Origin of the sequence: Mesorhizobium sp. M0514, from assembly GCF_040321145.1 — a bacterium.
GTDB lineage: Bacteria > Pseudomonadota > Alphaproteobacteria > Rhizobiales > Rhizobiaceae > Mesorhizobium.
In genome coordinates, this window is sequence record NZ_JAMYQZ010000038.1 from 1 (window position 1) to 17,093 (window position 17,093).

Genomic DNA, 17,093 nt, shown 5'->3' on the forward strand with positions numbered 1-17,093 from the left:
CCCCCCCCCCGGCCCGGCTGCTCAAATTTCCGCTGATCAACGATTCCGACGCTTCGGGGTGGCGTGCCTGGTTTGCCGCGCAAGGGATGGACTACCGCCCGCGCCCGCAGGATCGCCGCTTCGAGGACTACAATCTGGTGCTCGACGCCGCAGCTTACGGGCTCGGCATCGCGCTGGCGCGGCCACCGCTGACCGGACACCAGTTGGAGGCAGGCCGCATCGTCGCCGTTGACGAGCGCACGGCGCTGAACCCGGTGTCGTACTGGCTCGACCGGCCGCTGGGGCGGCCACGCACGGCTGCCGCCGAACTTTCACGCCGTATCGCTGTCGAGGCGGGGCTGGCGATGGACAAGATGGAAGCATTCCTCGAAGCCGAGCGATAGCGGCGATCGTTCGGTGCTCAGCGAAGCACCAGCAGGGCTAGCCCGACAATGGCGACGGCCAGAAACCCGGTTGCCAGCGCCATCAGACCGACACGCGTCTGCTGTCGGCCTTGCGGCTGGGCCGCATCATTCGGCCCAGACGTCGCCTGCTCCCGCTTCATTGGCATATCGGTGGTGGCAGCGCGGCGCTGCGGCGAAACCACGGGTGCGAGAAGCGCAAACCAGGGCAGTCCTGCGGGCTTTGCGGCAGCGCCATCTTCGGCCTTGGCCGACGGCAGCGGCAGACCGCGCTGTGCATCGTCGTTGGCTGGCGTCGCCTTGCCTATCGCAGCCGCTATTGGCCCGGAAACGTCGGGCGCCTCGACGCCAGGTTCAGCAAGGGCCAGATAGGCTTGCAGGACCTCGGCAGAACCCGTCTGCTGCCCCTTTGCGGTGGCTGCGGACAACAGCGCCTGCAGCGCCGGCGCCGCTGCCGGCTGCAAAGGCGCGCCGGACGGCGTCGGCGGCTGCACCAGCGCCTTTATAAGTGCTGCTTTCGCCGGATCGGCCTTCGCCGACGGCAACGCTGCCAACATCATGGCCTCACGCAGCAGCGCGGTCAGGCGGGCGGATGAAATGTCCATGCCGGTCCCATAAGAATGGTTTGGAGCGACAATAGCGCCTCAGCATTGCGTCAAGCTTGACCTTGCCGGCAATTTATGGCGATGAAATCAGCATGAACCTTGGCACCACTCCATGATGAACCGCTTCGAAGGCCCCGGCGGCAAGGAAGCCCGTATCCGCTATCTCGACGGCGACTTCCAGGTCACCAGCCCCGGCGCCTTCGTGCGCTGCGCGGTGACCGGCGAGAGCATTCCGCTGGACGAGCTCAAATATTGGAGCGTCGCCAGGCAGGAGCCCTATGTCAGCGCCGCCGCCTCGCTGCGCCGCGAGATCGAGATGCATCCGGACCTGCGCAGCCGGGGTTAGATCGGCACACCGGAAAGCAAGGCTCACCGTCGATCTGATTTTCCTGGAACGCCTGCAGGACTATGGCTTTGAGGATGCCGGCGCGTTTTCGACCGAAAAGTCGAATTTATGAACAAGCCGATCTCCGACAAGCACTTTGATGGAATACGGCCCGATCGGATCACCCTCGGCCATGCACCAGCCATGCGAGATCCATCCGTCCTGCGGTTTGTAGAACATGGTGGTCTCGGAGACCCTTCGATCGCCCGATAGCTTGCTCAAGCTGTATTCGTTTCCGTCGATACCACCCCACTGCCTGGGCTCCGCGGGAAGCGCGAACACCTCGGTGACCGATACCAGTCTGTCGCCTTGCGCCAGACGTACGCGCCATTTCAAAGCAGGCGCTATCGGGGATAAGCGGTACAATGTTTGAGGGCCGAACGTGGGTAGCACCGTCCGCTTCGGTGACCGAGACCAGAAATTCGCTGTCGGTCGCGGTGGGTGCCTGCGCCGAAGATGGGTTCGCCATCGCCACAAGAACAAAGCCCACAAAGAGTGCCCGCAACCTAACCATTCCACCCCCCGCGCTGAAGCCGGTCTGACTTATAATAGTGATAAGCGGCGAGAAATATCCTGTGTCAACGCGGGAGCGCCCTACCCTCGCAGCCGGCGCTGTCTCCAGGCATCCAGCGTCTCGTCGATGATGCGCTCCGGCACAGTGTCGAGTTCGAACGTGGCGTCGATCTCCAGCACGGCGAGTTCAGCGAGGAAATCGGCCGGGGCAGCGCCGTGGCGCAGCCGGGCGGCGTCCTTGGCGGTGGTGACGAGGCCCAGTCCATCGCGGCGCGCGGTTGCCGCCAGTTCCGCGAGTTCATCAGGGGCATAGAAGTGATGGTCCGGAAACGATCGGCTCAGCGCCACTTCCGCACCAGTGCCGCGCAGCGTGTCGAAGAATTTTTCGGGGTGGCCGATGCCGGCAAAGGCGAGGAACCGCCGGCCGGCGAACCGCTCCTTGGCCGCGGGCTCGGCATGCGCCTCGAAGATCGGCCGGCCGGCGCGCGCCGCTTGGCGCACGACCTGGTCGGCGGCAGCGCCCTCGCCCATCTTCAACAGCCCGTCGGTGAACACCAGTTGGTCGACGATGTTGGCTCTCAGCGGACCGCCCGGAATGACCCGGCCGTTGCCGATGCCGTAACGGGCGTCGACGACGACCAGCGCATAATCGATATGGATGCGCGCGCTCTGAAAACCGTCATCCATGATCAGGAAATCGCAACCATGGGCTTCCAGGAGCAGCTTGGCGCCGGCAGCGCGGTTGGGGCTCACCGCAACCGGCGCGTGCTCGGCCAAAAGCAGCGGCTCGTCGCCGACATGCTTGGCAGCGTCGTGACCGGCATCGACGACATGCGGCTGCGCGAACGAGCCGCCATGGCCGCGCGACAGGAATCCGGGATTGAGTTGCATGCGCCTGGCCTGCTTTGCCAGCGCGATGGCGACCGGCGTCTTGCCGCTGCCGCCGACGGTGAAGTTGCCGACGCAAAGCACTGGCGCGTCGATCTTTTCACGTACCGCCCGATGCATGCGGCGGCCGGCGACGATGCCATAGACGGCTGATAGCGGCGACAGCGCAAAGACCCGCCAGTCCGGCGCTTCCCACCAGAAAGGTGGTGCTTCCGACGCCACCTATCGCCCGTCGGCGCCCTTCAGGCGCGACTTGACGATCAATGGCTGGATATAAGGCTCGAGCGACTTCAGCGTGTGCGCCAGCGCACCGCGCATCTGGTCGACTGTGGCGGCACCGGCCGCCATCATCTCATGGCGCGCAACTTCATTGCTCAGCAGGAAATTGACGGCGCCGGCCAGCATGTCGCGGTCGCGCACCAGCTTGGCGCCGCCGCTGTCGAGCAGGCGCTGATAGGCCTCGCGAAAATTCTGGACGTTGCGGCCGGCCAGCACAGCGGTGTCGAGCATGGCCGGCTCCAGCGGATTCTGGCCGCCTTCCGAGGTCAGCGAGCGGCCGACAAAGGCGATTTCCGTCAGCCGGAGATAAAGCCCCATCTCGCCGATCGTATCGCCAAGGAGGATATCGGTGTCGGCGGTGATCCGGTCGCCCTTGCTGCGCCGCGCCAGCTTCAGGCCCATGCCGGAAATCTGTGCGGCCAGCGCTTCGGCGCGGTCGGGATGGCGCGGGACGATAATCGTCAGCAGGCCATGGTGGCGCTTGTAGAGCGTGGCGTGGACTTCCGCCGCGACCACCTCCTCGCCGTCATGGGTCGAAATTGCCGCCCAGGTCGGGCGGCCGGCGATCTGGCGCTTCAGCGTCGCCAGCGCCCGTTCGTCGACGGGCGGCGGCAAGGTGTCGACCTTGAGGTTGCCGGACACGGTGACCGGCCGGGCGCCAAGCGCGCGAAACCGTTCGCCGTCGACATCCGACTGGGCAACGACATGTGCAAGGTTCTCGAACAGCGCCTCGGCGATGTTGGCGCGCTTCTTCCAGGATTTGAACGAACGGTCGGAGAGCCGGCCGTTGACCAGCACCTGCGGCACGTGGCGGGCGCCGAGCTCGAGGATCGTCATCGGCCATATCTCGGATTCGGCGATGATAGCCAGGTCCGGCCGCCAGTGATCGAGAAAGCGGCTGACGGCCGGCTTGAGGTCGAGCGGAACATATTGGTGGATGATGCGGTCGCCCAGCCGTTCGTCGGCAACCTGCGCCGAGGTCACTGTTCCCGTCGTCAGCACGATGTTGACACCGTAGTCGAGGATGCTTTGCACCAGCGGCACGACCGCAAGGGTCTCGCCGACGCTTGCCGCATGGATCCAGATCACCGGCCCTTCGGGGCGCGGCCGCCCGGCAACGCCGTAGCGCTCACGGCTGCGGCTGCGGTCTTCCTTGCCCTGCGATGTGCGCCAGGCGACATAGGGACCCATCAGCGGATAGGCGGCTGCACCGGCAAGGCGGTAGGCCGCCAGGAAGGCGCGCGCCCAGCCGACGCTCATGGCCTGCCGTCCACGAGCCGATAGGCCTCGGCGGTTGCGGCATTGAGCGCGGCCGTGACTTCCTGGCGCTTGCGCTCCATTTCGGCCTCGTCGGCATTGGCCGGCACGAAAACCGGCGTTCCGATGACGATCGAGGAGCGGCCGAACGGCAGGTTGATGGTGGTCTTGTCCCAGCTCCTTTCCAGCACCTTGCGGCGGCTGGTGGCGATGGCGGCAGGCATGATCGGCCGGCCGGAAAGGCGTGCCAGCAGAACGATACCAAGCCCCGCGTCGCGCGGCGTGCCGTGGGGAATGTCGGCGATCATGGCGACGTTCTTGCCGGCCACGAGTGACTTTTTCAGGGCGATGAGCGCCTTGGCGCCGCCCTTGTCGAGATGCTTCGTGCTTTCACGCCCGCCGGAGCCGCGCACCGCCTCGATGCCGAATTTTTCGATCATCAGCGCGTTGAGTTCGGCGTCGGCGCTGCGCGAGACCATGGCGACCAGCGGCCGTCCCTTGGGATAATAGGCTGGGGTCAGCAGATGCTGGCCATGCCAGAGCGCGATGATGCCGGGTTCGAATTCGGCGTAGTCGCCGCCTGAAAATTTAGCCGAGCCTTCGACCACGCGGTTGGTCAGGCGCACCAGGCGGACGAACTGGGCGAGCAGGCTGACGATCATGCTCTTGACGATTCGCGACTGCGCCAACGGCTCGCGGATCTTGCGCCAGAATGTCTTCGAACTGCCGCCGCGTCTTCTTCGGACCGCGGCGCCGGTGGGCTGCCCTTTCACCGCTTCATGCTCCATCGCTGTCAACCGGCGGCCTTGCTTTCAGGGTCGAGCAGCCGGTGCAGATGGACGACGAAATAGCGCATATGGGCATTGTCCACGCTGGCTTGCGCCTTGGCCTTCCACGCGGTGTGCGCGGTTTGATAGTCCGGATAAACGCCAACGATGTCGAGCGCGTCGAGATCGCGGAACTCGGTGCCTCCCAGCTTCTTCAGCTCGCCGCCGAACACCAGGTGCAAAAGCTGTTTCTTTCCGTCTTCCGCGGCCATTTCGGTCCTTCACATATTGTGAGTTTGCGACAGGTCTAGCCCAAAGCTGCCGACTTTGGAACCTTCGATCACGCTTCCGTATCGGCAATGACGCCGGCAAGCACGGTCAGCAACTGCCCGCTGCCGGCGACCAGCGCGCCGTGACGGATGATCTCCCCGGCATAAAGCGGCGCGCGGCCATGGCCGTCGAGCACGGCGCCGCCAGCCTCGCGCAAGATGAGATCGGCGGCGGCGATATCCCAGTCATGCGCGTTGGGCTTGACGAAGGTTGCGTCGAGCGTGCCGTTGGCGACCATCGCCAGCCGGTAGGCGAGAGAGGGAATGTGCGCCGCCCGCCGCACCCGGCCCTGCCATTGCGCCGGCATCAGGTCGATCAACTGCTTCAGCCCGCCGATCTCGACCGTCTTACCCAGGCCGCGCACGGCAATCGGCTTGCCGTTGCGGAAAGCTCCATGGCCAGGCAGCGCCCAATAGGTTTCGCCCTTGGCCGGACATTCGAGCACACCGGTGAGCGTGCGGCCATTCTCGACCACCGCGACGCTGACGCACCACGAGCGCAGGCCTTCGAGGAAGCCGCGGGTGCCGTCTATGGGGTCGACGACAAAGGTGCGCCGCGCCAGAAGCCGCGCCGGATCGTCAGTCGTTTCCTCTGATAGCCAGCCATAGTCCGGCCGCGCCGCAAGCAGGGTCTCGCGCAAATAGGCGTCCGCCGCGTGGTCGGCTTCGCTGACCGGCGAGGTGCCGCCCTTCATCCACACTTGCGGGTTCTTGCCGAAATAGCGCATGGCGATCGCGCCCGCCTCGCGGGCGGCGTCGCGCAGCAGATCGAGGTCGTCCGAGGCCCCGGCCGATATGACCGGGTCACGCTCCGGCAAGGGTCATTCCTTCGATCAGCAGCGTCGGTGCGGCGGTGCCGAAATCGCGGTCAAGATCGCTCGCCGGCACCATGTTGAGGAACATCGTCTTCAAATTGGAGGCGATGGTCACCTCGGCCACCGGATAGGCAAGCTCACCATTGTCGATCCAGAAGCCGGATACGCCACGGCTGTATTCGCCGGTCACCATGTCGACGCCCTGGCCGAACACTTCGGTGACATAAAAGCCGGATTTCAGCGACCTGATCAGGTCTTCCGGCGTCCTGTCGCCCGGCTCGATGGCGAGATTGGTCGAAGACGGCGATACCGACGAGCCGCTGCGCGCGCCGCGTCCGTTGGTGGTCAGCCCCAATTCCCGCGCGGCGGACGTCGACAGGAACCAGTGCTTCAGCACGCCGTTCTCGACCATCAACAGCTTTTCGCCCTCGACGCCTTCGCCGTCGAACGGGCGCGAGGCCTGGCCGCGACGCCGTAGCGGCTCGTCGGTGACGGTGATGGCAGCCGACGCAACCTGCTTGCCCATCATCTCGCGCAAGAAACTGGTCTTGCGCGCCACCGAAGCGCCGTTGATGGCGCCGGCGAGATGGCCGGCAATGCCGCGCGCGACGCGCGGATCGAACACAACGTTGACCGGACCGGTCGCCGCCTTGCGGGCGCCGAGGCGGCGCACGGCGCGCTCGCCGGCCTTGCGGCCGATCAGCTCCGGCGCGTCGAGATCGGAAAAATGCTGGTTCGAGGAGTATTCGTAGTCGCGCTCCATGCCGGTGCCTTCGCCCGCAATAACGCTGGCCGAACGCGAAAAGCGCGATGCGACATAGTGGCCGACGAAGCCGTTCGACGTGGCCAGCACCAGCCCGCCAAGACCGGCGCTGGCGCCGCTGCCGGCCGAATTGGTGACGCCCTTGACTGCAAGGGCCGCTTCCTCGGCGGCAAGGGCCGCTTCCTTCAACTGATCGGCCGAAACCTCGGTGGCGTCGAACAGATCGAGGTCGCGCACCTTGCCGACCAGCAAAGCCGGATCGGCGAGACCCTGATAGGGGTCCTCGGGCGAGACTTTGGCCATGGCCACGGCGCGTTCAGCCAGCGCCTTGGGGTCCGATGCCGCCGTCGCCGAGACGCTCGCCACCCGGTTGCCGACGAAGACGCGCAGCGAGACATCGTCGCCCTCGGACGCCTCAGTGTTCTCGACCTTGCCCAGCCGCACCGACACGCCGATCGAGCGGCCGCGCACGGCAACCGCATCGGCGGCGTCGGCGCCGGCCCGCTTGGCAGCCTCGACCAGTGCCGCGACGCGGTCGGTCAATTTCGCTGCCTCTGATGTATCGGTCATGCGCGTGGTCCTGGCTGAAGCCGCGCCGGGCGGTAGCGGCTGTTGCACCATCTATTGTCCCAATGCGGCTTGTGCAATGGCGCACGGGCAATTGTCCCGCTGCGGCATAGCGCCCAAGCGGCCCGCAAAGCCCATCCGCGGCGGCCGCCACAGACGCGCGGCTTGACCGGTTTGTGAGTTTAACCAATGCCGATTTCCGTCAAGGAGTGGCGACTGGCGTCCAGATCACGTCATCGATCCTCGTCGCGCCCGTTGCCAGCATCACCAGCCGGTCGAAGCCGAGCGCCGAGCCGCTGGCTTGCGGCATGATGGCGAGGGCGGCGAGAAAATCCTCATCCAGCGGATAGCGCTCGCCATAGACGCGCTCCTTCTCGTCCATCTCGGCGGCAAAGCGTCGGCGCTGCTCGGCCGGATCGGTCAGTTCGCCAAAAGCATTGGCGAGCTCGACGCCGCAGCAATAGAGCTCGAAGCGCTCGGCCACGCGCTGGTCCTCCGCGCTCGGCCGGGCGAGCGCCGCTTCCGAGATCGGATAGCCGTACAAGATGGTGGCCCGCCCCTGCCCCAGCACCGGTTCGACCTTCTCGACCATTACCCGGCTGAACAAATCGGCCCAGTTGTCATCGCCGGCCGTGCGCAGGCCGGCCTTGACCAGAGCATCATGGAGTGCGGCGCGGTCTGTGCCGCCATCGGCAGAAACGGTGGCAAGAAGATCGATGCCGGCGTAACGCGCAAAAGCTTCCGCCACGCTCACGCGTTCCGGCTCGGCGAACGGATCGGCCTCGCGGCCGCGAAAGCGGAAGGTTTTGGCGCCGGCCCGCTCGGCTGCCAGCTTCAGCAGTTCGGCGCAATCGGCCATCAGGCTGTCATAGGTTTCGCCGACCCGATACCATTCCAGCATGGTGAATTCGGGATGGTGCAAGGGGCCGCGCTCGCGGTTGCGCCAGACGGCGCCCAGGCTGAAGATGCGCCGCTCACCGGCGGCCAGCAGCTTCTTGCAGGCGAACTCCGGCGAGGTGTGGAGATAAAGCGGCCGGCGCGCGCCGTCGGCGCCGATCGCCTCGGTGGCGAAGGCTGAGAGATGCGCCTCGTTGCCGGGCGAAATCTGCAATGCCGCCGTCTCGACCTCGATGAAGTCCCGCTCGCCAAACCAGCCGCGCATTGCGGCAGCTATGGCGTTGCGGGCCATCAGCCGCGGCCGGCGGTCGGCGTGAACATCCGGCGTCCACCAGGGCGAAGCGCCAGTCATGGGTTTGCCGGGCAACGGAATTGCTGACAGGGCTGGCGGTTCGGGCCAAGATGCGCTACGGCGACGGCTCTCGCAGCCGATTTGCGCCGAACGATCGTTTCAGGCCAACGAAGTCTAGGATTGAAAACCGTGGTGAAGGTCATCGCCAGTTCGCTCCGTAAAGGCAATGTCGTCGACAAGGACGGCAAGCTTTACGTGATCCTCTTTGCCGAAAACATCCACCCTGGCAAGGGTACGCCGGTCACCCAGCTCGACATGCGCCGCATCTCCGACGGGGTGAAGGTTTCGGAGCGCTACCGCACCACCGAGCAGGTCGAGCGCGCCTATGTCGAGGAGCGCGAGCACACCTTCCTCTACGCCGACGCCGAGGGGTATCACTTCATGAACCCGGAAAGCTACGACCAGGTCGCGGTGCCGGAAAGCGTGGTCGGCGACATGGCGCCCTACCTGCTCGAAGGCATGGCGGTGCAGATTTCGCAGTTCAACGGCATCGCCATAGCCCTGGTGCTGCCGCAGCGCGCTACTTTCGAAGTGGTCGAGACGGAGCCGACGACCAAAGGCCAGACGGCGTCCTCGTCATACAAGCCGGCCGTGCTTTCCAACGGCGTGCGCACGCTGGTGCCGCCGCACATCGCGCCGGGTACCCGCGTGGTGGTGATGACGGCTGACGGGGCCTATGTGGAGCGGGCGAAGGACTGAGGCGCGAGCGCCTCCGTCCTGGTTAATCCCTTGCCCGGTACTAATCCCCCACATTGCCTTCTGCGGCCGCTGGCTCGATAGTCCTGCCGATGTGGCAGACCTTTGTGACCTACTGGCCTCTGATCCTTGTGATCATTCCGATGCTGATGGCCGCCATCGGCATCGTCCACGCAATCATGACCAAGGAAGACGTGCGCGCCGCCACCGGCTGGGTCGGCGTGATGATCTTGTCGCCGTTCCTTGGCGCGATCATCTATGCCATTGCCGGCATCAACCGCATCCGCCGCGCCACGATCAGCGCCATGCGGCCCGTCGCCGGTGAAGCCGAGACAGCCAAACACGACCACGACATTGCGCTCGAAACACTCATCTCAGCCGAATTCGGCCAGCGCTTTGCCGGCCTGAAGACGCTAGGCGACAGGGTGGCGCGGCGCGGCCTGCTTTCAGGAAATGCAATCACCATCCTGAGGACCGGCGACGAAGCCTACGCGGCAATGTGCGGGGCGATCGACGGCGCACGGCGCAGCATCCTGCTCGAGACCTACATCTTCGACAATGACGAGATCGGACGACGTTTTGTCGGATCGCTGGCCGGAGCGGTCCGGCGCGGTGTGACGGTTCGCGTGCTGATCGATGCGGTGGGCGTGCGCTATTCCGTGCCCAGCATTCTTGGGACACTCCGGGAAGCCGGCGTCACCGTCGATCTGTTCAACGGCAACATCGTCATGGGCCTGAGACTTCCCTATGCGAATTTGAGGACGCACAGGAAAATCCTGATCGTCGACGGTGTGGTGGCGTTCACGGGAGGCATGAACATCCGCAAGGGATTCTCGGCCGAATTCGCCGGCAGCGCCAGTTCGGCGGATACGCATTTCCAGGTCACGGGGCCCGTCGTGGCCGACCTGTTCGCGGTTGCCGCCGAAGACTGGCGTTTTGCCGGCAACGAGGCCCTCAAGGACGAGGTCTGGCACGTGGAAAAGCCCTCGCCGCCTCCCGGTCAACCGATCCTGGTGCGGGCGGTGGCGTCGGGGCCTGACGCCAGCATCGAAACCAACCATAAATTGCTGATGGGGGCATTTTCCGTCGCCCGCAAATCGATCCGCATCATGTCGCCCTATTTCCTGCCGGACCGGGAATTTGTCAGCGCGCTGGTCACGGCGGCCCGGCGCGGCGTCGAGATCGACATCGTCGTGCCCGCGGTCAACAATCTCTTCCTGGTCGGCCGCGCCATGACGGCGCAATACGACCAGGTGCTGAAACACTATTGCCGCGTCTGGCGCCATGAAGGGTCGTTCGACCATTCGAAGCTGTTGTCGGTCGATGGCGTCTGGGCCTATGTCGGCTCTTCCAACCTCGACGCCCGGTCGCTGCGGCTGAATTTCGAAATCGACCTGGAGGTGCTGGATACCGGCTTTGCCGCCGAGATCGAAGGGCGCATCGGAGCGGCAATCGCTTCCGCCAAACCCGTCACACTCGCAACCCTAAGAGCGCGGCCATTTGTCATCCGGGTTTTTGACCGGTTGTTATGGCTGGGATCGCCCTATCTTTAGAATCAGGACAGATTGAACGCAGGCCTATGGATATAAACGGACGCAGCCTTCCTGAAACAGTGCTCCTGTCGATCCGCGGCAGGAAAGCGCGCACGGCGAACGCGACGCCGCGCAAGCACATTGAAGGCGCCCAGATGGTGGTCGCCTCCTACAACGTCCACAAATGCATCGGCACCGACCGCAGGTTCGACCCCGAACGGACCGCCCGCGTCATCCGCGAGATCGGCCCCGACGTCATCGCGCTGCAGGAAGCCGACAACCGCTTCGGCGACCGCGCGGGGCTGCTCGATCTTGCCCGGATCGAACACGAAACCGGGCTGGTACCGGTGCCGGTTTCCGGAAGCGGCAAGGGCCATGGCTGGCGCGGCAACGTGCTTTTGTTCAAGCGCGGCACGGTGCGCGACGTCCATCAGATCAAGCTTCCGGGACTGGAGCCCCGCGGCGCGCTGGTTGCCGAGATCGACCTCGACGAAACGCGCACTCTGCGCGTCATCGCCGCGCATCTCGGCCTGTTGCGCCGCTCGCGCTCGGAGCAGGCCCGCGTCGTGCTCGACATCATGAGCAACCAGGATGAAAGGCCGACCTTGCTGCTCGGCGACCTCAACGAATGGCGGCTGGGCAACCGCTCGGCGCTCAAGACGCTGCACGCCACCTTTGGTTTCACGCCGGCGGCGGTGCCGACTTTCCCCTCAGGCCTGCCGGTACTGGCGCTCGACCGGATCATGGCCAACCGGCACGGCATGGTCTCGTCGGTGGAAGCTCATGATACGCCGCTGTCGCGGGTTGCGTCCGATCATTTGCCGCTGACGGCGTTCGTCAGCCTGTAACTCATCCGTCCCGCAGCCAGACCAGCATCTCACCGGGTTCGCGGTTGTCCCAGGCAAAGTACGGGACGGCGGTGATTTTCGTTTCTCTCACCGCCGGCGGATCGGTGCGATAGAGCCCGGTTTCCCAGTTTTCCTGAGCTTCCTTGCTGGCAAGCGCCGAAAGCGTGACGATGCCGCCGAGCAGGTTCGGCTCGGCATGCGCCTCGATTTTTGCCGTTCGCGGCAGAGCGATCCGATGCAACTGGCCGGGATTGTCGGTCTCCTCGACGCAATAGATCAGCGGACCGCGTGCAAGTGCGACGCGGCCGATGTCCTGACGCACCTCCGGATTGGCGAACAGACGGGCGATCGACATTTCGAGATCGAGTTCGACCCGGTCGCCCTGGCGCCACTCGCGCCGGATCGCGGCATAGCCGTCGCTGGTGATGCCGTCCAGATCGACCGCGGCGCCGTTGATCTTGAGCGCCGCCTTGCCGCACCAGGAGGGGACGCGCAGGTGCAAGGTGAACTCGACCGGCGCGTCGGCTTCGATCCGAATGGAGACCGCGCCATCCCAAGGATAATTGCTGGTCTGAATCAGACTGACCGCCCGGTTCGATATGTCGAAGCGCGCGGTGCTGTCGCCGTAGAGATGAACGGCCAGCGCGTCGTCCGACAGGCTGTAGAAATAGCTGCCGATGGAGGCGACCATGCGGCCGATATTCGGCGGGCAACAGGGGCAGCGATGCCATTTCCAGCGATTGTGCCTGCCCCGGCTCTCCAGCGGGTTCTCGTAGAAGAACAGCGAGCCGTCGAGCGACAGGCCGGAGATCGAGCCGTTGTAGAGCGCCCGCTCCATCATGTCGGCGTAGCGGGCGTTGGGACCCATGCCGAGCATGCGGCTGGCCCAGAACACCAGGCCGACCGAGGCACAGGTCTCGGCATAGGCGGTTTCGTTGGGCAGGTCGTAGTCGCTGGTAAAGCCCTCATTGTGCGCCGACGGCCCGAGGCCGCCGGTGATATAGAGGTTCTTGGTGGTGAGATCGTTCCACAGCCGGTCGAGCGCTACCCTGAGCGTATCGTCGCCATATTCGGTGGCGATGTCGGCCATGCCGGAATAGAGGTACATTGCCCTGACCGCATGGCCGACGACCTTGTCCTGCTCGCGCACCGGCTTGTGCGACTGGTTGTACTCATAAGTCTTGAAATGATAGGCCTTCGGGTCGGCGCCGCGCGCACGCGCCTCCTCGTCGAAATAATGCGGCTGCTGCCCGCGCTGGTCGATGAAATACCTGGCCAGGTCCATATATTTCTGCTCGCCGGTCGCCCGCGCCAGCTTGACCAGCGCCAGCTCGATCTCCTCATGGCCGCAATAGCCCTTCTTCTTGCCCGGCTCCGGACCGAAGGTGTCGGCGATATGGTCGACATAGCGGCACATGATATCCAGCAGCTTGCGCTTGCCGGTGGCCTGGTAGTAAGCGACCGCGCCTTCGATCAGATGGCCGGCGCAATAGAGCTCGTGGCAGTCGCGCAGATTGGTCCAGCGCTTGCCGGGCTGGATGCGCTGGTACCAGCTGGAGAGATAACCGTCTTCCTGCTGCAGTCTGCCGTACAGGTCGATGACGGCATCGATCTTCGTCTCGAGTGCCGCGTTCTTGCGCCGGTAGAGCGAATAGGCCGCGGTCTCGATGGTCTTGCCCCAATCGGAGTCCCAGAACATCTGCGTCGTCACCGTCGAGCCGGTGAAGCCGGGGCTGGCCGCCTCGTCGGGCGACGGCGAATGGAACGGAATGACGACGCCCGGCGAGGGCCGGTCCGGGTCGATCTGCTCCAGCATGCGCGCCTCGACGCAGCGCTCGTAGAGGATGTCGGCGGTGCGCGACGCCACGGCATCGACACGGTCGCCCCAGAAGCCGCGGACATCGACCTGCGGCACCGGCAGTGGGCGGAAGGCGAGTTTGCCGGGCTTGGCGGATGGTTGAACGGTCATCGTGTCACTCCGTTGGATATTGGTCATTTCACGGCGGGTCATTTCACCGCGCCGGCCATCAGGCCGCGGATGTAGAAGCGCTGCAGCAAGAGGAAGAGCACCAGGCACGGCACCATCATCACGGTGACGCCCGCCTGCACCGCGCCCCAGTCGATGGCGCCGAAGCGGCCGGACTGAAGTGCGGTCATCATGATCGGCAGCGTGAATTTGGACTGGTCGGTCATCAGCACGAGTGCGGCCAGGAATTCGTTCCAGGCGCCGAGGAAGGCGAACAGCGCGATGGTGACGATGCCCGGCCAGACCAGCGGCAGCATCACCTTCAGCAGCATGGTGACGTTGTTGGCGCCGTCCATGCGCGCGGCCTCCTCGATCTCGCGCGGCACCGCGTCGAAGGCGTTGCGCATCATGAAGATCGAGAACGGCAGCTGCAGCGTGGTGTAGACCAGGACCAGCCCGGTCAGCGTGTTGTGGAGGCCGACCTTGGTCAGCACCAGGAAGATCGGCGTCAGGATCGACTGGAACGGGATCATGATCGTCGACAGGATCACGATGAAGAGCACATCCTTCATCGGAAACCGGAAGCGCGAAAAGCCATAGCCGGCCAGCACGCTGACGACGACCGACAGGATCACCGTCATCGAGGCGACATAGAGGCTGTTTTGCGCCGGCAGCCAGAGCCCGTCGCCAAAGGTGTCGAGCGTGCGGTAGTTCTCGACCGAGAAGCCGGTCGTCGGCCATGGCGGCAGCGGCGGCTGGCGCGCCTCCTGCGCCGGCTTGAAGGTCGACAGCACGGCCCAGGCGATCGGCGCGATGAACAGCACTGAGGCGATCATGCCGGTCGAATGCTCGGCGATCCTGAGCCAGAGGCGGCTGCTGCGGCTTCTTGCCTGAGCCATCAGTCGATGCCCTCCGGCTTGCGCAGCAGCCACAGCTGAACCAGGCTGAGCGCCACCAGTATGGCCAGCAGGATCATCGACAAAGCTGCGCCATAGCCGAGCTTGAACGAGACGAAGGACTGGTTGAAGATCCAGTAGACGGCGGTCAGCGTCTGGTTGCGCGGGCCGCCGCGCAGGATGATGTAGAACTGGTCGAAGGCGAGGATCGAGCCGGCGATCGACAGGATCAGCGCCAGCGCCAGCGTGCGGCGCATCAGCGGCAGGGTGATGGCGCGAAAGCGCGCGAACGGCCCTGCCCCGTCGATCATCGCCGCTTCCTGCAGATCGGTCGGGATCGACTGCAGGCCGGTCATCAGGATGATCATGGTGAAGCCCGCGACCTTCCAGACGACCATGGCGATGATCGACCAGAAGGCCGGCTGGAACGTCGCCAGCAGGTTGAACTTTTTCGCGGTCAGGCCGAGGTCGTAGGCGGCCGGGCTGAACAGGCCGGAATCGACATTGAGCAGCCACGACCACAGCAGGCTGGCCGAGGCGAAGCCGACGACCGCCGGCATGAAGAAGGATGTCCGGTAAAAGCCGGTCAGCCGCCTGGGCTTTTCGATGAACAGCGCCAGCGGAAAGGCGACGGCGAAGATCACGATGGTGACGATCACGGTGTAGTAGGCGGTGAAGCTCAGCGCGTTCCAAAAACGGTTGTCGCGCAGGATCGCCCGGTAATTGTCGAAACCGATGTAAAAATGCTCGCCCATCAGCGGCCAGTTGTGCAGCGACATCCAGGCCGTCATGCCGAGCGGGATGATGAAGAATACGACGACCAGCGCCACGGCCGGCGCGACATAGAGCAGGCCGATCCACTGCCGGCGGCCGGCGCCGACCAGTTTTCTGGCGCGTGGCGGGGTGGTGGTGGTGGCGGTCATTTACCCTCCCCCTTGTGGGGAGGGTAAGGAGCGCCGGCCGCCCGTCCAGGGAGACGGATCGGGCGGCCGGATCAGGACCTGCGACGGCAGGGGCGTCATGCGCCCTCGCCGCCGGCCAGTCCTTATTTCTGCGCCTGGTCGATGATCGACTGCATGGTCTCTTGTGCATTGGCGATGGCGCCATCGACGTCGTCGCCGAAGACGACCTCGTTGATCATCTGCGTCCACGGACCGTTGGCCGAGTTGATCAGGTCGTTGAACACCACGGAATAGGGCGTGCGGCCCTTGGCCATGGCTTCGGCGGCGATCTGGTAGCGCGGATCGAGATCTTTCAGCGCTTCCTTGGCGATGTCGCCGCGCACCGGCAGGCTGCCGTATTTGGCCAGGATGGTCTGGCCTTCGAGCGAATAGGCGAAGTCGAGAAACTCCTTCACCACGGCGAGCTTCTTGGTGCCCTTGGTGACGACGAAATTGTCGCCGCCGGCAAACGAAGACCAGCCGCTGTCCTTGCCCGGCAGGAAGGTGACGCCATAGTCGATGTCCGGATACTGCGTGTTGAGCGCGCCGATGGCGAAGGCGCCGGACGGCGAAATGCCGATATTGCCGGTGGCGAAGGCGGCAAAGAAATTGGCGCCGGTGTCGGTCTGCGCGCCGGCCGGCACCAGATCCTTCTTGACCATCGAGCGGTAGAGGTCGATGGCGCCACGCAGCTGCGGGCTGTCCAGCGTCGCCTTGGAGCCGTCCTCGCTCAAAATGTCGCCGCCAGAGGCCCAGATCAGCGGCGTGAAGGTGAAGATGTTGCAGCCGCCGCAATTGCCGGAGAAATAAAAGCCCTTGATGTCGCCGCCGAGCGCGTTGACCTTTTCGGCATCGGCCTCGATCTCGGCCCAGTTGGCCGGCCCCTTGTCGGGATCGAGCCCCGCCTGCTTGAACAGCTTCTTGTTCCAGATCAGCACCGAGGCGTCGGCCGAGAACGGCAGCCCGTAAATGTGGTCCTTGTAGGTGCCGGTCTTGACATGCGCCGGCGACAGGCTGGCGAAATAGGGCAGCGATTTCGCCCAGTCGGTAATGTCCTCGAGCTGGCCGGCCGCGGCAAAGGACGGCGTGTAGATCAGGTCGAGCGACAGCGCGTCGGGCGCCGTGCCGCCGGCGGCGGCGGCGCCATATTTCGGGATGATCTCGGCATTGGGAATGATGTCCAGCTTGACCTGGTTCTCATGGCCCTTGTTGAAGGCATCGACGATGCGCGGCATGAAGTTCGAGCCGTCGGCGCGAACCCAGATGTTGGCGGTGTCGGCGGCCATTGCAGGCAAGGCAATGATGCTCGCGGCGAGCGCGAAACCGGTAATCATGGTCTTCATGGTTTTCCTCCTCATGGTTTTCTCCTCCTCCCTGTTGCGGCGCAGATCGCGCC

At 64.9% G+C, this 17,093-nt stretch carries 18 protein-coding genes; 5 read left to right on the forward strand and 13 right to left on the reverse strand.

The annotated features are described in order from the left end of the window. Positions 1-383: LysR substrate-binding domain-containing protein (locus tag NKI61_RS17090; protein WP_352840120.1), on the forward strand; the 383-nt coding region annotated here is incomplete at its 5' end. Between the two features lie 17 nt (positions 384-400). Here NKI61_RS17090 and NKI61_RS17095 read toward each other — a convergent pair. After that, complete coding sequence (locus NKI61_RS17095; RefSeq protein ID WP_352514941.1) at positions 401-1,006, reverse strand: hypothetical protein; 606 nt, start codon at positions 1,004-1,006, stop codon at positions 401-403. Between the two features lie 112 nt (positions 1,007-1,118). Here NKI61_RS17095 and NKI61_RS17100 point away from each other — a divergent pair, with 112 nt between their 5' ends. After that, entirely contained in the window at positions 1,119-1,352 is a 234-nt protein-coding gene (locus NKI61_RS17100; protein ID WP_023694434.1) for a DUF2093 domain-containing protein, read from the forward strand. Between the two features lie 60 nt (positions 1,353-1,412). On the opposite strand, the gene NKI61_RS32915 is transcribed toward NKI61_RS17100, so the two are convergent. The 8 genes from NKI61_RS32915 to epmA all read right to left on the reverse strand — a co-directional run bounded on the left by NKI61_RS32915 (position 1,413) and on the right by epmA (position 8,818). Next, a complete protein-coding gene (locus NKI61_RS32915; RefSeq protein ID WP_502899900.1) occupies positions 1,413-1,910 on the reverse strand; it encodes a PM0630 family protein in 498 nt (165 codons plus the stop codon). Between the two features lie 75 nt (positions 1,911-1,985). After that, complete coding sequence (lpxK, locus tag NKI61_RS17105) at positions 1,986-3,014, reverse strand: tetraacyldisaccharide 4'-kinase (RefSeq protein WP_023734236.1); 1,029 nt, start codon at positions 3,012-3,014, stop codon at positions 1,986-1,988. Then, the gene (waaA, locus tag NKI61_RS17110) at positions 3,015-4,331 is read right to left on the reverse strand and encodes a lipid IV(A) 3-deoxy-D-manno-octulosonic acid transferase (RefSeq protein ID WP_023671577.1); all 1,317 of its coding nucleotides are present in this window, start codon (positions 4,329-4,331) and stop codon (positions 3,015-3,017) included. Further along, positions 4,328-5,116 (reverse strand): lysophospholipid acyltransferase family protein, encoded by a 789-nt coding sequence (locus NKI61_RS17115; protein ID WP_023682942.1) that lies wholly within the window; start codon positions 5,114-5,116, stop codon positions 4,328-4,330. Before NKI61_RS17115 ends, waaA begins: the two co-directional genes overlap by 4 nt. Positions 5,117-5,121: 5 nt before the next feature. Beyond that, positions 5,122-5,367: a DUF4170 domain-containing protein gene (locus tag NKI61_RS17120; protein WP_023682943.1), complete on the reverse strand. Its 246-nt coding sequence runs from the start codon at positions 5,365-5,367 to the stop codon at positions 5,122-5,124. A gap of 68 nt (positions 5,368-5,435) precedes the next feature. After that, entirely contained in the window at positions 5,436-6,242 is an 807-nt protein-coding gene (locus NKI61_RS17125) for a 3'(2'),5'-bisphosphate nucleotidase CysQ (protein WP_023689592.1), read from the reverse strand. Beyond that, positions 6,229-7,572, reverse strand: a complete 1,344-nt coding sequence (locus NKI61_RS17130; RefSeq protein WP_352840122.1) for a TldD/PmbA family protein — start codon at positions 7,570-7,572, stop codon at positions 6,229-6,231. The genes NKI61_RS17125 and NKI61_RS17130 overlap by 14 nt, the downstream gene beginning before the upstream one ends. A gap of 199 nt (positions 7,573-7,771) precedes the next feature. Next, positions 7,772-8,818: an EF-P lysine aminoacylase EpmA gene (epmA, locus tag NKI61_RS17135; protein ID WP_023805032.1), complete on the reverse strand. Its 1,047-nt coding sequence runs from the start codon at positions 8,816-8,818 to the stop codon at positions 7,772-7,774. 129 nt (positions 8,819-8,947) lie between these two features. Between epmA and efp the strand changes: the two genes are divergently transcribed. From efp to NKI61_RS17150, 3 genes are all read left to right on the forward strand, one after another. Further along, positions 8,948-9,517, forward strand: a complete 570-nt coding sequence (gene efp / locus NKI61_RS17140; protein WP_023682947.1) for an elongation factor P — start codon at positions 8,948-8,950, stop codon at positions 9,515-9,517. An 89-nt stretch (positions 9,518-9,606) separates the two neighbouring features. Next, positions 9,607-11,067, forward strand: coding sequence for a phospholipase D-like domain-containing protein (locus tag NKI61_RS17145; RefSeq protein WP_352840123.1), 1,461 nt, complete (start codon positions 9,607-9,609; stop codon positions 11,065-11,067). 26 nt (positions 11,068-11,093) lie between these two features. Beyond that, positions 11,094-11,894 (forward strand): endonuclease/exonuclease/phosphatase family protein, encoded by an 801-nt coding sequence (locus NKI61_RS17150; protein WP_352840124.1) that lies wholly within the window; start codon positions 11,094-11,096, stop codon positions 11,892-11,894. Between the two features lies 1 nt (position 11,895). Here the strand turns inward: NKI61_RS17150 and NKI61_RS17155 are convergent, their stop codons facing one another. The 4 genes from NKI61_RS17155 to NKI61_RS17170 form a co-directional block, all read right to left on the reverse strand. Next, positions 11,896-13,863 (reverse strand): glycoside hydrolase family 127 protein, encoded by a 1,968-nt coding sequence (locus NKI61_RS17155; protein WP_352840125.1) that lies wholly within the window; start codon positions 13,861-13,863, stop codon positions 11,896-11,898. A gap of 38 nt (positions 13,864-13,901) precedes the next feature. Then, positions 13,902-14,759 (reverse strand): carbohydrate ABC transporter permease, encoded by an 858-nt coding sequence (locus NKI61_RS17160; protein WP_352840126.1) that lies wholly within the window; start codon positions 14,757-14,759, stop codon positions 13,902-13,904. Then, positions 14,759-15,679 (reverse strand): carbohydrate ABC transporter permease, encoded by a 921-nt coding sequence (locus NKI61_RS17165; protein WP_023747740.1) that lies wholly within the window; start codon positions 15,677-15,679, stop codon positions 14,759-14,761. The genes NKI61_RS17160 and NKI61_RS17165 overlap by 1 nt, the downstream gene beginning before the upstream one ends. A gap of 122 nt (positions 15,680-15,801) precedes the next feature. Beyond that, a complete protein-coding gene (locus tag NKI61_RS17170; RefSeq protein WP_023715223.1) occupies positions 15,802-17,040 on the reverse strand; it encodes an ABC transporter substrate-binding protein in 1,239 nt (412 codons plus the stop codon). Between the last annotated feature and the right edge of the window lie 53 nt (positions 17,041-17,093).